We start from the raw sequence: 14,449 nt of genomic DNA, 5'->3' as shown, positions 1-14,449 counted from the left end.
GGGGCCGGATTTGAACCGACGACCTTCGGGTTATGAGCCCGACGAGCTACCAGGCTGCTCCACCCCGCGTCCGTCTTTCTTCGTGGTATTTCAATCCACCTCTGCAATGGCTTAGCAAACCCTGCTGTGAATCGAACTACTGCGTAGAAATTTCTACTTCATCAAATTTTAATTGGTTGCGGGGGCCGGATTTGAACCGACGACCTTCGGGTTATGAGCCCGACGAGCTACCAGGCTGCTCCACCCCGCGTCCGTGGATGCGCACTATACTCGGATGACTTTTTGATGCAACCCTTTTTCATCGATTTCATCACATTAGTATGTAAATTGAACGACTTCGCCTTTTGTGGTCTATTTTTTGTGCAAAACTACGCCTGAGGGGCGTTATCGCATTTCTTTAGCCCTGGTGGTTTGTTATCTTCATTATGCAGACTAAGGGCAACTTAAAGACGAGATATAATGAAAGGACGTTGGGCAAAGTATCTGATGACAGGCGCCATGGTAGCGATTCTTGCGGCCTGTTCCTCTAAACCGACCGATCGCGGTCAGCAATATAAAGACGGGAAGTTCACCCAGCCTTTCTCACTCGTAAACCAACCTGAGGCCGTAGGCGCGCCAATCAATGCCGGTGACTTTGCTGAGCAGGTGAACCAGATCCGCACCAGCTCTCCACGTTTATATGGTTCGCAGAACAGCGTCTATAACGCAGTGCAGGACTGGCTCCGTGCCGGGGGCGATACGCGCACGATGCGCCAGTACGGTATTGATGCCTGGCAAATGGAAGGCGCCGATAACTACGGCAACGTTCAGTTCACGGGCTACTACACGCCGGTGATACAGGCTCGTCATACCCGTCAGGGTGAATTCCAGTATCCTATCTATCGCATGCCGCCGAAAAGGGGGCGTCTGCCTTCGCGTGCAGAGATCTACTCCGGGGCCCTGAATGAAACGTATATCCTTGCTTACAGTAACTCCTTAATGGACAACTTTATTATGGATGTACAGGGAAGCGGCTACATCGATTTTGGTGATGGCTCACCGCTTAACTTCTTTAGCTACTCCGGCAAAAATGGTCACGCCTACCGAAGCATCGGTAAAGTGCTGATCGACCGAGGGGAAGTGAAGAAAGAAGATATGTCGATGCAGGCGATTCGTGAATGGGGCGAAAAGCACAGCGAAGCCGAAGTGCGGGAACTGCTTGAGCAGAATCCTTCGTTCGTCTTCTTCAAGCCGCAAAACTTTGCGCCCGTAAAAGGTGCCAGTGCCGTGCCGCTGATCGGCCGGGCGTCCGTCGCCTCCGATCGTTCTATTATACCTGCGGGCACGACGCTGCTGGCTGAAGTGCCGCTTCTGGATAACAACGGCAAATTCAGCGGTCAGTATGAGCTGCGTCTGATGGTGGCGCTGGATGTGGGCGGCGCGATTAAAGGTCAGCACTTCGATATTTACCAGGGCATTGGCCCGGAAGCCGGACATCGTGCCGGATGGTATAACCACTATGGACGTGTCTGGGTGCTCAAGCCCGCAGCCGGTGCAGGTAACGTCTTCAGCGGCTGAGTGTGGTAATATCGTACACATTGCTATCACCCCTCTCCCGTCAGGAGGGGGGGCGGGTGAGGGGAATCCCTCACCCTTTTTAATTTTGAGGTTATATGTCTGTAATCATCAGCGATGCCTGGCGCCAGCGTTTTGGCGGCACGGCACGTTTATACGGTGAAAAAGCCCTGCAGCTCTTTGCGGATGCCCATATCTGCGTGGTCGGCATTGGCGGTGTGGGCTCATGGGCGGCGGAAGCCCTGGCCCGTACGGGGATTGGCGCCATTACATTAATTGATATGGATGATGTTTGCGTCACCAACACCAACCGACAGATCCACGCTTTACGCGATACGGTCGGGCTGGCGAAATCGGACGTGATGGCCGAACGTATTCGTCTGATCAATCCAGAGTGTCGCGTCACGGTCATTGATGACTTCGTGACGGCGGACAATGTGGCGCAATATATGGGCGCGGGCTACAGCTACGTGATCGATGCTATTGACAGTGTCAGGCCAAAAGCCGCGCTGATTGCCTGGTGCCGCCGCAATAAGATCCCGCTGGTGACGACGGGCGGTGCGGGAGGACAAATCGATCCAACGCAAATTCAGGTCGCCGACCTGGCGAAGACCATTCAGGATCCGTTAGCGGCCAAACTGCGTGAAAGGCTGAAAAGCGATTTTAACGTGGTGAAAAACAGCAAAGGAAAACTGGGCGTGGATTGCGTTTTCTCGACCGAAGCGCTGGTCTACCCGCAGGCCGATGGCTCAGTATGTGCCATGAAAAGCACCGCAGAAGGACCAAAGCGGATGGACTGCGCATCCGGATTTGGGGCGGCCACCATGGTCACCGCCTCCTTTGGGTTTGTGGCGGTGTCGCACGCCCTGAAGAAGATGATGGCGAAAGCCAACCGTCAGGCCTGAACCTGACGTGCCGCGTCCAGCACCGCTTCGCTGAGGGCGGCTAACCCCTGGCTGCGCGAGGCGCTCAGTTGTCCGCGTAAGCCCAGCTCATCGAACAGCGCCAGAGGATCCCTGCAAAGCAGTGCGTCGGCGCGTTTGCCTTCAATGGCCGTTAATAAGACGGCCAGTAATCCCCGCACAATACGCCCTTCGCTGTCGCCAAAGAAATGCAAGGTCTCACCCTGAAGGGTATAACCGAGCCAGACACGATTCTCGCAACCCGGGACTTCGCGGGCCTGGGCTTTAAGATCGTCTGACAAAGGCGGCAATTGTTTACCCAGCAAAATCAGCTGACGATATTTATCCTCCCACTGCGTCAGGGGAAGGAAGCGTTGTCGGAGCGTGTCTTCTGTGATTACGCTTCCGAAAGGGTGTCCGGCTAAAGAAGGGCTCGTCATTAATCCACCAGAATTTCAAGGGCACGATCGACGGCAGCCACAAGGGCATCAACGTCGTTTTGCGTATTGTAAGGAGCGAAAGAGGCACGAAGGGTACCCGTCACGCCGAGCGCAGCAAGCAGAGGTTGCGCGCAGTGTTGGCCGGCACGTAAAGCGATGCCGTATCCCGCCAGTAAGGTCACCATATCGCTGTGATGCACGCCTTCGAAGTCGAACGCCAGCAGGCTGGAGTCCTGCACGCGAAAAGAGCGGAACCCGGGGCGCTGTTTCAGCGCTTCTTCGGCAAGCGTTGCCAGCCCACGGCTCCAGCTTTCAGCCTGCATCATGTCGATATCCGCGAGCCACTCCAGCGCCGCGCTAAGCCCAATCACCCCGGCGACATTCGGCGTGCCGGCTTCCAGGCGGTATGGAATCTCCTGCGTGGTGAATCCGTCGAAGGTGACCTCTGCGATCATCTTGCCGCCGCCGAGCCAGGGCGTCATTTGCGCCAGCAGCGCTGCTTTACCGTACAACGCACCAATACCCGTGGGACCATAAAGTTTATGTCCTGAGAAGGCGTAGAAATCAATATCCAGTTTTTGCACATCCGCCGGGAAATGGACCACCCCCTGTGCGCCGTCCACCATGACCACCATGTCATTGGCATGGGCAATCTCAATGGCGCGCACCAGATCCGGACATCCTCCCGTGACGTTCGACATCTGACCAATAGCCAGAATGCGGCTTCGCGGGGTAATGAATTCCGCCAGACGCGACACATCCGGAACATGATCTGCTCCCAGAGGCAGCTTAACGATGCGCGCGCCGGTTTGCTCCGCCACCATCAGCCAGGGGACAAGATTGGCATGATGTTCCGCCTCGCTCACGATAATTTCATCCCCCGCTTGAAGCCGTGGGCGCGCATAACACTGCGCCACCATATTGATCGCTTCAGTGGTGCCGCGGGTCCAGACAATATTTTTTCCGTCGGGCGCATTCAGTAACGCGGCAACCTGATCGCGTGCAGCTTCATAGCGTGCCGTTAAGCGCTGAGCCTCCACAAACTGGCTGCGGTGAACGTTACCGGCGCTCAGGCTGTAAAACTGCTGCGTGGCCTCGATAACCGCCTGGGGTTTAAGCGCCGTCGCCGCGCTGTCGAGATAGATACCGGCATCGGCCAGCGCAGGAAATTGCGCGCGAAAATGTGCGGGGCTGAAAGCGTTCATGGGATTCCTCATATCAATAGAGAGATCGTCGCGCAAATTTGGCAACAGGGCAAGGTCATTGATCTCTATCAGATTCGTCTGTTTATCCTGGCAAGCTCAAAAAAGCAGGTTATGCTGAATAGTGTCAGGCGAATGTTTTAGCCTGTTTTAAATCAAGGTTTGAATAGCATTAATTGCTAAAGGAGAAAAACTCATGAAAAAGACTGCCGCAATCATTTCCGCCTGTATGTTAACTTTTGCCCTGAGCGCCTGTTCCGGCTCGAACTATGTCATGCATACGAATGATGGTCGTTCTATCGTGTCAGAAGGGAAACCTCAGACTGATAACGATACGGGGATGATCTCGTATAAAGACGCAAACGGTAACAAGCAGCAGATCAATCGCTCTGATGTGAAAGAGATGGTTGAACTGGATAAGTAAGAGATTTACCGCAAAAAAAAGCACCGCAAATTGGCGGTGCTACATTAATCACTATGGACAGACAGGGTAAATGTACAGGAAGTGAAAAATTGGTAGCGTTGCTACCGTGGTCTGAATCGCAGACCAATTGCAAACACAACAACACAACATCACAACCGTAAGCCAAAAGCCCTTCAGAACACGCATTCCAAAAAACTTTTCGTTCCGGCTCAGGAAGTGCCGCCACTATAGGTATTTGCTGGTAGTTCCTCAACGGACAAATTATAATGGCTCAGATAAAAAAAACTAATAGGTTAAACATTGTTTCCTGTTTGTTAAATGCCCTTAACATCTAAGTCTTATAAACATGTCGAAGCGATTACCCCCCCTAAATGCATTACGTGTTTTTGATGCCGCAGCACGGCACTTAAGCTTCACTCGCGCAGCCGATGAGCTTTTTGTGACGCAGGCCGCAGTAAGTCATCAAATCAAGTCCCTGGAGGATTTCCTGGGGCTTAAGCTGTTCCGTCGACGCAACCGTTCTTTACTTTTGACGGAAGAGGGGCAGAGCTATTTTCAGGATATTAAAGACATTTTTTCCCAGCTCACCGAAGCCACGCGAAAACTCCAGGCGCGAAGTGCGAAAGGCGCACTGACCGTCAGTTTATTGCCCAGTTTTGCCATTCACTGGCTGGTGCCACGCCTCACAAGCTTTAACTCAGCTTATCCGGGAATTGATGTCAGAATACAGGCCGTGGACCGTCAGGAAGACAAGCTGGCGGATGATGTCGATGTGGCTATTTTTTATGGTCGCGGCAACTGGCCAGGCTTGCGTGTAGAAAAATTATACGCAGAATATTTACTGCCGGTGTGCTCCCCCTTGTTGCTGACGGGCGACAAGGCGTTGAAAACACCTGCGGATTTGGCGCAACATACGCTATTGCATGATGCATCTCGCCGTGACTGGCAAACTTATACCCGCCAATTAGGTCTTAATCATATAAACGTGCAGCATGGTCCCATCTTTAGCCATAGCGCGATGGTGTTACAGGCTGCAATACACGGACAAGGCGTGGCGTTGGCGAACAACGTGATGGCGCAATCCGAAATTGAGGCGGGCCGTCTGGTTTGCCCATTTAATGATGTTCTGGTCAGCAAGAATGCATTTTATCTGGTTTGTCATGACAGTCAGGCAGAACTGGGTAAAATAGCCGCCTTCCGGCAGTGGATACTGTCAAAAGCGGCAAACGAGCAAGAAAAATTCCGCTTCAGGTACGAGCAATAACGTCTTTTGCGTGTCCGGCACGCATAACTTTAGGAAAGAAACATGACCAGCCGTTTCATGCTGATTTTTGCCGCCGTCAGTGGCTTTATTTTTGTCGCCCTGGGCGCATTTGGTTCACACGTCTTAAGCAAGACGCTGGGGGTTGTCGAGATGGGCTGGATACAGACCGGCCTTGAGTATCAGGCGTTCCATACGCTGGCAATCTTCGGTCTTGCGGTCGCGATGCAGCGACGTATCAGTATTTGGTTCTACTGGAGCAGCGTTTTCCTTGCTCTGGGAACGGTGCTTTTCAGCGGCAGTTTATACTGCCTGGCACTGTCACATCTGCGCCTGTGGGCGTTTGTTACACCGGTCGGTGGCGTAAGCTTCCTGGCAGGTTGGGTTTTGATGTTTGTCGGAGCTATCCGTCTGAAACGCAAAGGCGTTGTTCATGAATAAGGTTGTTTTATATTGTCGTCCGGGGTTTGAGAAAGAGTGCGCCGCGGAAATTACAGACAAAGCGGCGAAACGCGAAGTCTTCGGTTTTGCGCGCGTCAAAGAGAACGCGGGCTATGTGGTCTTCGAATGCTATCAGCCTGAAGATGCCGATAAGCTGGCGCGTGAGTTACCGTTCAGTACGCTGATTTTTGCGCGTCAGATGTTTGTTGCCGGTGAGTTGCTCACCGATTTGCCGCCGGACGATCGCGTTACGCCAGTGGTAGGTATGCTGCAGGGTGTGGTAGAGAAAGGGGGCGATCTGCGCGTTGAGGTGGCAGACACCAATGAAAGCAAAGAGCTGATGAAGTTCTGCCGCAAATTTACCGTGCCGCTGCGTGCAGCGTTGCGTGAAGCCGGCGTGCTGACAAACTACGAAACGCCTAAGCGTCCGGTTGTACATATCTTCTTTATTGCTCCTGGCTGCTGCTATACCGGTTACTCGTATACCAACAACAACTCGCCATTCTTTATGGGCATCCCGCGTTTGAGATTCCCTTCCGATGCGCCGAGCCGTTCAACGCTGAAGCTGGAAGAGGCCTTCCACGTCTTTATTCCTGCCGACGAATGGGATGAGCGTCTGGCCAACGGGATGCACGCGGTTGATTTAGGCGCGTGTCCGGGGGGCTGGACCTATCAGCTGGTGAAACGCAACATGTGGGTCGCGTCCGTTGATAACGGTCCGATGGCGCAAAGCCTGATGGATACCGGACAGGTCACCTGGCTGCGTGAAGACGGTTTCCGCTATCGTCCATCGCGTAACAACATCACCTGGATGGTGTGCGATATGGTTGAGAAACCGGCAAAGGTGGCGGCGTTGATGGCAACCTGGCTGGAAAACGGCTGGTGCCGTGAAACCATTTTCAACCTCAAGTTACCGATGAAAAAACGCTACGAAGAGGTGTCGCAAAATCTGGCGTACATTCAGGAGCGTATGGATGCAAACGGGATCAACGTGGTCATCCAGGCACGCCAGCTGTATCACGACCGCGAAGAGGTGACAGTGCACGTCCGTCGCTGGTGGGCCGCCGTAGGGGGGCGTCGCGACGAGCGATAGTCTTATCATCTGCCCGGTCAGTATGACTGCGCCGGGCAGAACGGCGTTAACGCTCTAATCTTAACTGTTGTAAATTCCCGTCCAGCTGTAAATCCGTCTGCAGTCTTGCCACATCCCGGCAGATGAACGCCATCTCTTTATGCGCCTCAAGCTTTTTGCGCCATTTTTCCGGCACCTCATCTAAGCGGGCGTAGATCCCTTCCAGATTTTGAAAATCGGTCAGCAGCTGCGCGGCACTCTTCGGGCCAATGCCCGCCACGCCCGGGACCTTAGAGCTGCTTATGCCCGCCAGGCCCCAGTAGTCGGGTAGCTGTTGGGGGGAGACGCCAAACTCGCTGGCGATGAACGGCGCATCCAGCCAACGCTTCTGGAAATAATCGCGAATGCGGATCGTCGGTGAAAGGAGCTGGCAGTAGCCTTTGTCTGTCGACACGATCGTTGCCTGATGCCCGGCACCGGCGACTTTAACCGCAAGGGTAGCCGCCAGATCGTCCGCTTCATTGCCCTGCGATCCCCAACACGGGACGCCGCGCTGTTCAAAAGCATGGCGCAGAGCGGGCATTTCGGCATGCAGATCGTCCGGCATCGGCGCACGCCCCGCTTTGTAGTCGGGCAGGCGCTGGTGGCGCCAGCCGGTATTGCGCGCTTCGTCATCGAACACCGCCACGACGTGGGTCGGTTCGCTATGACGTATCAGCTGCTCCAGCGCGTGCAGACAGGTGTCTTTACACGGGGTGCCCTGGACCGCGTGGATACGGCGAATCAGATTAAGCGCGTCGACAATAAGCAAATGAACAGTCACAGATAATCTCCCTTCTGTTAATGCAGAAAGGGTAACACTGTCAGCAGGATGAAACTATGAGAGGCGGGCTAATCAGGAAGAAGCCTCGCAAAACGAGGCTTCCTGTAGGGCTTAATCGCAGGTGACAATCTTCATGGCCAGACCACCGCGCGAGGTTTCGCGGTATTTGGCATTCATGTCTTTCCCTGTTTCATACATGGTTTCGATCACTTTATCGAGGCACACGCGAGGCTCGCTGGTCCGGCGTAACGCCATACGTGCGGCGTTAACGGCTTTTACTGATGCAATCGCATTGCGTTCGATGCACGGCACCTGTACCTGGCCGGCAACCGGGTCGCAGGTCAGTCCGAGGTTATGTTCCATGCCGATTTCAGCCGCGATGCAGACCTGCGTCGGGCTACCACCAAGCAGTTCGGCAAGGCCCGCCGCGGCCATAGAACAGGCCACGCCCACTTCGCCCTGGCAGCCGACTTCTGCGCCAGAGATAGAGGCATTCATCTTATACAGTGAACCAATTGCGCTGGTCACCAGCATATAGCGCGCCAGTGAGTTAGCATTTACTTCACGGATAAACTTGTCGTAGTAAGCAAGCACAGCGGGCACAATGCCACAGGCCCCGTTGGTTGGCGCGGTCACTACGCGGCCACCGGCGGCGTTTTCTTCGTTGACCGCCAGGGCGAACATGTTAATCCAGTCCACCACCGCCATAGGGTCGGTCGTCGTTTTATCTGCACTTACCAGCATACGCCGCAGCGCAGCCGCACGGCGGGGCACGCGCAATTTCCCGGGCAGAACGCCTTCGGTGGTAATGCCGCGCTCAATTCCGCCGCGCATCACATCCCAGACGTTTTTAAAGTGCTGCTCCAGCTCTTCTTTACTGTGCAGCGCCAGCTCGTTCTTCATCATCAGGCCGGAAAGCGAAAGTCCCGTTTCCTGGCAATGACGCTGTAAATCGGCCGCATTTTTATACGGGTAAGGCACCGTAACCGTAGAATTATCCGGTTGCCCGAAATGGTCTTCGTCGACAATAAAACCGCCGCCGATGGAGTAATAAGTCTGGCTATAAACCACCTGCTCGCCTGCCAGCGCGGTAATTCGCATGCCGTTTTCGTGCAGGGAGAGATTATCGGCATGGAAATTCATGCACTTATCAACCGGGAACTCGACTTCATGGTCACCGTTTGCCAGAAGCAAACGACCATGCGTGTTGACGTCCTGGATGAAGCCCGGGATGGCGTCAATATCGACGGTGTCCGGCAGGTTTCCTGCCAGCCCCATAATGATGGCGATGTCCGTATGGTGACCTTTACCCGTCAGGGAAAGCGACCCATAGACATCAACAACCACGCGGGTTACGTCGTGCAAAATGCCGCGTGCAATCAAGTCATCCGTGAATTGTTTACCGGCTTTCATCGGTCCGACAGTGTGAGAGCTGGAAGGTCCAATACCGATTTTGAAGATATCGAATACGCTAATCATGATGCGTCCATTGCTATCAGTCAGAGAGGAAGAGTGCGCAGCCCGAAGGCTGCGCAGGGAGTATTAGCTGAACAGAGAGAAGGAGATCGCGGAGATGGCAATCAGGCCCATAATCACAACGAAGACGTTGCTTACATGGCCGCTGTATTTGCGCATCGCAGGCACTTTCTGAATGGCGTACATCGGCATCAGGAAGAGGATCATCGCGATAATCGGGCCGCCCAGGGTTTCGATCATGCCGAGGATGCTCGGGTTCATGGTCGCGACAGCCCAGGTGGTCACCAGCATAAACAATGCCGTGATTTTGTTCAGTTTGTTGATTTCGATGCTCTTGCCTTTACCGCGCAGCGATTTGATCACCATACCGTTAAAGCCTTCACGCGCGCCCAGGTAGTGGCCGAGGAAGGATTTGGTGATCGCAATCATCGCGATAATAGGAGCCATCCATGCGATAACCGGTGCGTTAAAGTGGTTCGCCAGGTAAGAGAGAATCGAGATGTTCTGCGCTTTTGCTTCGGCAAGGTCGGCCGGGGAGAGGCTCAGTACACAGCTGAAGACGAAGAACATCACGGTGATCACCATCATCACGTGCGCACGAGCCAGAATGCTGGAACACTTCTTCTCTGCGTCCTGACCGTACTCTTCACGTTTCGCCACGGCGAAGGAGGAGATGATTGGAGAGTGGTTAAAGGAGAAGACCATAACTGGAATGGCCAGCCACAGGGTCATCCACAGGCCATTGCCGGTGGCAGACGCGCTGCTCAGGGACAGGGTTTCCAGCGCGGCACCGTTCCAGTTAGGAATCAGGTAGCAGGCCAGCACCATCAGGGCAATCACGAACGGGAACACCAGAACGCTCATCGCTTTCACAATCATCTGCTCGCCGAAACGAACAATCGTCATCATACCGACGATCAGAATCAGAGAGAGAATGGCACGCGGTGGTGGCGTCATGTGCAGCTGGTGAGCCATGAAGCTTTCAACGGTGTTGGTGATTGCCACGCTGTAAACCAGCAGAATGGGGTAGATCGCGAAGAAGTAGAGCAGGGTAATCAGTTTACCTGCGCCCACGCCAAAGTGTTCTTCAACCACTTCAGTGATGTCTTCGCCAGGGTTTTTACCGGAAAGCACAAAACGGGTCAGCCCGCGGTGTGCGAAGTAGGTCATTGGGAACGCAATGATCGCCATGATGATCAGCGGAATCAGACCGCCCACACCTGCGTTAATCGGAAGGAACAGTACACCAGCGCCGATTGCCGTGCCGTAAAGGCCAAGCATCCACATGGTATCCGTTTTACGCCATCCACTTCGGGATTCTGTCGAAGCAATGGTGCTGGTTTGAGTGCTTTCCATCTGTATCTCCTGGAGGAACAATTTGTCTGGCTTTTTAGTCATTTCCGATGAAAAAGGGCCCGACGGTAATATGAAATTCGTTCAATAACGGTTTTTTTATAATTTATGCCCGTAACTATTGGCGGGCGGAAAGATACATTCTAGTGATGAATGTATCAGTGATCCCGATCCCAAATGCAATAATCCACTTTCGATGTGGGCATTATTAGTCCAAAAAACTGTTAATAAAACATCAAAGCGCATTTACGGGCGCGAAGGCTACCATTAACCGGATAGAACGGGATAGCTCAGCCATTGAGATACGGCAGATTGGCTGTAAAAAGTGTTGTTTTTAGTTTTTTCTGGCGGGGAATTTAGTTTAAGGCTGATAAATTGCGGACGGGAAAGCGACGTAATCGTTTGCTTCTGACGGTGGAATGTAAAACGTATAAGTAATGCCTATGTTTTTTCGAAGAAAATAAAAAAACCGGGTCGGACCCGGCTTTTTGCGATTCAGAGGATTATGCTGTTAAGCACAAATCTCGTAACAAGGGATATAGGCTGAACCTGGCAACTTCATACGATGCTGGGCCACAAAGCCCTGCAGCAGGTCATCCATACGGCGCATCATGTCGCTGTCGCCGTGGATCTTATAGGGACCATATTTTTCTATTGCCCGAATCCCCACCTCTTTCACGTTACCGGCAACGATGCCAGAGAACGCACGACGCAGGTCGGCCGCTAATATTTCAACAGGCTGGTCGGGGTAAAGTTTCAGGTTCGCCATGTTTTCGTGCGAAGGCTCGAACGGCATTTGCAGATCCGGTGCAATACGAATAGACCAGTTGAAGCTATACGCATCCCCGGTATCGCGGCGATTTTCTTTCACCAGCGGCATCGCTTTTTTCATCTGACGTGCCACTTCAGCTGCATCGTCTATGATGATGCGGTAGTGCGTACGCGCCGCTTCACCCAGGGTGTGAACAATAAATTCGTCCAGCACGCGGAAATAATCAGCACTCTCTTTAGGCCCGGTAAGAATCAGCGGCAGGACCTGATTTTTGTTCGCCGGGTTCATCAGTATGCCCAACAGATACAGCAGCTCTTCTGCCGTGCCGACCCCACCCGGGAAGATGATGATCCCATGGGCAATGCGCACGAAGGCCTCCAGGCGTTTCTCGATATCCGGCATGATGATCAGTTCGTTCACCAGCGGGTTAGGTGGCTCAGCCGCAATGATGGACGGTTCGGTCATCCCGATAAAACGGCCTTCTTTATAACGTTGCTGGGCATGGCCGACCGCGGCACCTTTCATTGGCGCTTCCATCGCGCCAGGACCACAGCCGGTGCAGATATTCAGCTCACGCAGGCCGAGCTGCGTGCCCACGCGGCGGGCATACAGATATTCGGTTTCATTTATAGAGTGACCGCCCCAGCAGACGACCATATTCGGTGCTTCACCCACGTGCAGCGCACGGGCGTTACGCAGAATGGAAAACACCAGGTTGGTCATGTGCACGGAGCTTTCCAGATTCAGATGCTGGAAACGCCCGGCGTTATGAATCTGACCGTTAACAAACAGAATATCGCGCAGGACAGCGAAGAGGTTAGCTTGTAAGGAGCGAATAATACGCCCATCGACAAAGGCGTCTTCCGGCGGATTGATCACTTCCAGCTTCACGCCGCGTTCGCGACGCAATACGTTAATGTCGAAGCTTTCAAAGCGGGACAGCAACTCTTTGCTGTTATCAGTCAAGCTTCCGGAGTTCAATACAGCCAGTGAACAGTTGCGAAACAGTTGATAGAGGTCGCTGCTGGCGGTGCGCTTAAGCATGTCCACTTCCAGCTGCGACAACATATCCATTGAGCCTAACGGGCTAATATGTGTAATCAAGTAAGCTCCTTATGGGACGAAGATCGTCTTTCCCTGATGATTACAATAGCCCTGCCTTATGACGTTTCACAACTATAAGCACGGAATACCGTGCGCATAATGTGAAAAAAGTAGGCTTATTGACGAACCAGACGCCCGGTTGCAGGCACAAAGTCGGTATTGGTCCGCCATGGATTGATATCCAGCCCGCCACGACGGGTATAGCGCGCATAGACGCTCAGGGTTTCCGGCTGGCAGAAACGCTGGATGTCATTGAAGATGCGCTCGACGCACTGCTCGTGAAACTCGTTGTGATGGCGGAACGAGACCAGATAGCGCAGCAGCTTCTCCCGATCGATTTTCGGGCCGCGATACTGAATTTGCACCGATCCCCAGTCAGGCTGATGGGTGATTAAGCAGTTCGATTTCAGCAAGTGGCTGACCAGCGTCTCCTCCACCACTTTACCGTCCGCTGCATTTTCCAGGTAGGCGGTGCTGAATGCGTAGCTGTCAATTTCGATCGCCTGATCGTCAATGCACGCGCCGTGAAAATGGGCGATAGGTTGACCTTCCAGCTCGTGGATGCGGTAGAGCGCCACGGTTACTTTGCCCTGGGCGCACGCGCTCAGATCGCGCTCCATCGTCCGCTGAACCTCTTCCCAGGAGTCGAATCGCGTCTGGTTGAAGCTATTGAGATAGAGCTTAAAGCTTTTGGATTCCACCAGATTCACGCTGGCATAATCCAGCTCGACGTGGCCGACCGCCACCTGCGGCAAGCCGCGCGCATTCAGCCAGGAGAGCTCATAGAGCGTCCAGATATCGCCGCCGGTAAAGGGTAGGGCGTTGGCGCGCAGCCCGAGCGGATCGCGGTTAAGGCTGCGCGGAACCCCTTGCAGCAGGCTGGCATCATAGGTATCACGGTAATCGGTCGATTTGCCCAGCGTTAAACCCGTTAACGCCTGATGGTTTTCGTCAGTCATGTTTCATTGCCACTTTGCAGGTACACTATGGGCAGAGTTTATCCTGTCTTAGGTGAAGAGAGAAATCGGTGGATATTGAAACTGCAAATGCCCTGACGGCGTTTACGACGCGTTACTGCGACGCATGGCATGAAAACAAAGAGACCTGGCCGCAAAGCGAAGAGCTGTACGGCGTGCCCTCACCGTGCATTGTGACCACGCTTGACGATCGCATCATCTGGCAACCTCAGCCCTTCACGGCAGAGCAAAATGTAAATGCGGTTGAACGCGCCATGAGCCTTGTGGTACAACCTGCCGTTCATGCGTTTTACACCACTCAGTTTGCAGGGGATATGCGCGCCCGTTTCGCTTTAGAAACGATGACGCTACTCCAGACCTGGAGCGAAGACGATTTTCTCCGCGTGCAGGAAAACCTGATTGGTCATCTGGTCACACAGAAGCGCCTGAAGCTTGCCCCGACGCTCTTTATTGCCACCCTTGATAGCGAACTGGATGTCATTTCAGTCTGTAACCTGACCGGGGAGGTGATCAAAGAGACAATTGGCACCCGCAAACGCGACGTTCTCGCCCCTTCACTTGCGGAATTCCTCAACCAGCTTGAGCCTGTTCTGTAATCCAATGTGCTACTGCCTGTGTGAGAGATCTCTTACAAGCTCTGTGAGAGAT

The 14,449-nt window shown here is 53.6% G+C and carries 14 protein-coding genes and 1 tRNA gene; 7 read left to right on the top strand and 8 right to left on the bottom strand.

Translation table 11 applies throughout. The annotated features are described in order from the left end of the window. Positions 1-173: 173 nt before the first annotated feature. A tRNA-Met gene (locus LZP96_RS20465) sits at positions 174-250 on the bottom strand. Between the two features lie 209 nt (positions 251-459). Between LZP96_RS20465 and mltA the strand changes: the two genes are divergently transcribed. Together mltA and tcdA are read left to right on the top strand one after the other, a co-directional pair. Then, positions 460-1,557 carry a murein transglycosylase A gene (gene mltA, locus LZP96_RS20460; RefSeq protein WP_064327225.1) on the top strand — a complete coding sequence of 366 codons (1,098 nt, stop codon included), beginning with the start codon at positions 460-462 and terminating at the stop codon, positions 1,555-1,557. 95 nt (positions 1,558-1,652) lie between these two features. Beyond that, a complete protein-coding gene (gene tcdA / locus LZP96_RS20455) occupies positions 1,653-2,459 on the top strand; it encodes a tRNA cyclic N6-threonylcarbamoyladenosine(37) synthase TcdA (RefSeq protein WP_064327224.1) in 807 nt (268 codons plus the stop codon). Here the strand turns inward: tcdA and csdE are convergent. Then, positions 2,450-2,896, bottom strand: a complete 447-nt coding sequence (gene csdE, locus LZP96_RS20450; RefSeq protein ID WP_064327223.1) for a cysteine desulfurase sulfur acceptor subunit CsdE — start codon at positions 2,894-2,896, stop codon at positions 2,450-2,452. The two genes, tcdA and csdE, sit on opposite strands and share 10 nt — an antisense overlap. After that, the gene (csdA, locus tag LZP96_RS20445) at positions 2,896-4,101 is read right to left on the bottom strand and encodes a cysteine desulfurase CsdA (RefSeq protein WP_064327222.1); all 1,206 of its coding nucleotides are present in this window, start codon (positions 4,099-4,101) and stop codon (positions 2,896-2,898) included. The genes csdE and csdA overlap by 1 nt, the downstream gene beginning before the upstream one ends. Before the next feature lie 193 nt (positions 4,102-4,294). Here csdA and LZP96_RS20440 point away from each other — a divergent pair, with 193 nt between their 5' ends. The 4 genes from LZP96_RS20440 to rlmM all read left to right on the top strand — a co-directional run bounded on the left by LZP96_RS20440 (position 4,295) and on the right by rlmM (position 7,317). Next, the gene (locus LZP96_RS20440) at positions 4,295-4,522 is read left to right on the top strand and encodes a YgdI/YgdR family lipoprotein (protein ID WP_064327221.1); all 228 of its coding nucleotides are present in this window, start codon (positions 4,295-4,297) and stop codon (positions 4,520-4,522) included. Positions 4,523-4,868: 346 nt separating this feature from the next. Next, entirely contained in the window at positions 4,869-5,786 is a 918-nt protein-coding gene (gene gcvA / locus LZP96_RS20435; RefSeq protein ID WP_064327220.1) for a glycine cleavage system transcriptional regulator GcvA, read from the top strand. 42 nt (positions 5,787-5,828) lie between these two features. Continuing rightward, the gene (locus LZP96_RS20430; RefSeq protein ID WP_064327219.1) at positions 5,829-6,224 is read left to right on the top strand and encodes a DUF423 domain-containing protein; all 396 of its coding nucleotides are present in this window, start codon (positions 5,829-5,831) and stop codon (positions 6,222-6,224) included. Then, positions 6,217-7,317, top strand: a complete 1,101-nt coding sequence (gene rlmM, locus LZP96_RS20425) for a 23S rRNA (cytidine(2498)-2'-O)-methyltransferase RlmM (protein WP_064327218.1) — start codon at positions 6,217-6,219, stop codon at positions 7,315-7,317. Before LZP96_RS20430 ends, rlmM begins: the two co-directional genes overlap by 8 nt. Before the next feature lie 46 nt (positions 7,318-7,363). On the opposite strand, the gene xni is transcribed toward rlmM, so the two are convergent. From xni to queF, 5 genes are all read right to left on the bottom strand, one after another. Beyond that, on the bottom strand, positions 7,364-8,119 hold the full coding sequence (gene xni / locus LZP96_RS20420; protein ID WP_064327217.1) for a flap endonuclease Xni: 756 nt from the start codon (positions 8,117-8,119) through the stop codon (positions 7,364-7,366). Positions 8,120-8,230: 111 nt separating this feature from the next. Next, complete coding sequence (locus LZP96_RS20415; protein WP_064327216.1) at positions 8,231-9,598, bottom strand: L-serine ammonia-lyase; 1,368 nt, start codon at positions 9,596-9,598, stop codon at positions 8,231-8,233. A 63-nt stretch (positions 9,599-9,661) separates the two neighbouring features. Beyond that, positions 9,662-10,951 carry an HAAAP family serine/threonine permease gene (locus LZP96_RS20410; RefSeq protein ID WP_064327215.1) on the bottom strand — a complete coding sequence of 430 codons (1,290 nt, stop codon included), beginning with the start codon at positions 10,949-10,951 and terminating at the stop codon, positions 9,662-9,664. Positions 10,952-11,459: 508 nt separating this feature from the next. Then, positions 11,460-12,824: a nucleotide 5'-monophosphate nucleosidase PpnN gene (ppnN, locus tag LZP96_RS20405; protein WP_064327214.1), complete on the bottom strand. Its 1,365-nt coding sequence runs from the start codon at positions 12,822-12,824 to the stop codon at positions 11,460-11,462. Positions 12,825-12,940: 116 nt separating this feature from the next. Then, the gene (gene queF / locus LZP96_RS20400) at positions 12,941-13,783 is read right to left on the bottom strand and encodes an NADPH-dependent 7-cyano-7-deazaguanine reductase QueF (protein WP_064327213.1); all 843 of its coding nucleotides are present in this window, start codon (positions 13,781-13,783) and stop codon (positions 12,941-12,943) included. 68 nt (positions 13,784-13,851) lie between these two features. Here queF and syd point away from each other — a divergent pair, with 68 nt between their 5' ends. Further along, complete coding sequence (gene syd, locus LZP96_RS20395; protein ID WP_064327212.1) at positions 13,852-14,397, top strand: SecY-interacting protein; 546 nt, start codon at positions 13,852-13,854, stop codon at positions 14,395-14,397. Positions 14,398-14,449 lie beyond the last annotated feature (52 nt).

Origin of the sequence: Huaxiibacter chinensis (assembly GCF_022171985.1) — a bacterium.
Classification (GTDB): Bacteria; Pseudomonadota; Gammaproteobacteria; order Enterobacterales; family Enterobacteriaceae; genus Enterobacter; species Enterobacter chinensis_A.
The sequence above is the reverse complement of the archived record's forward strand: the minus strand, read 5'-3'. Positions and strand labels throughout refer to the sequence as shown.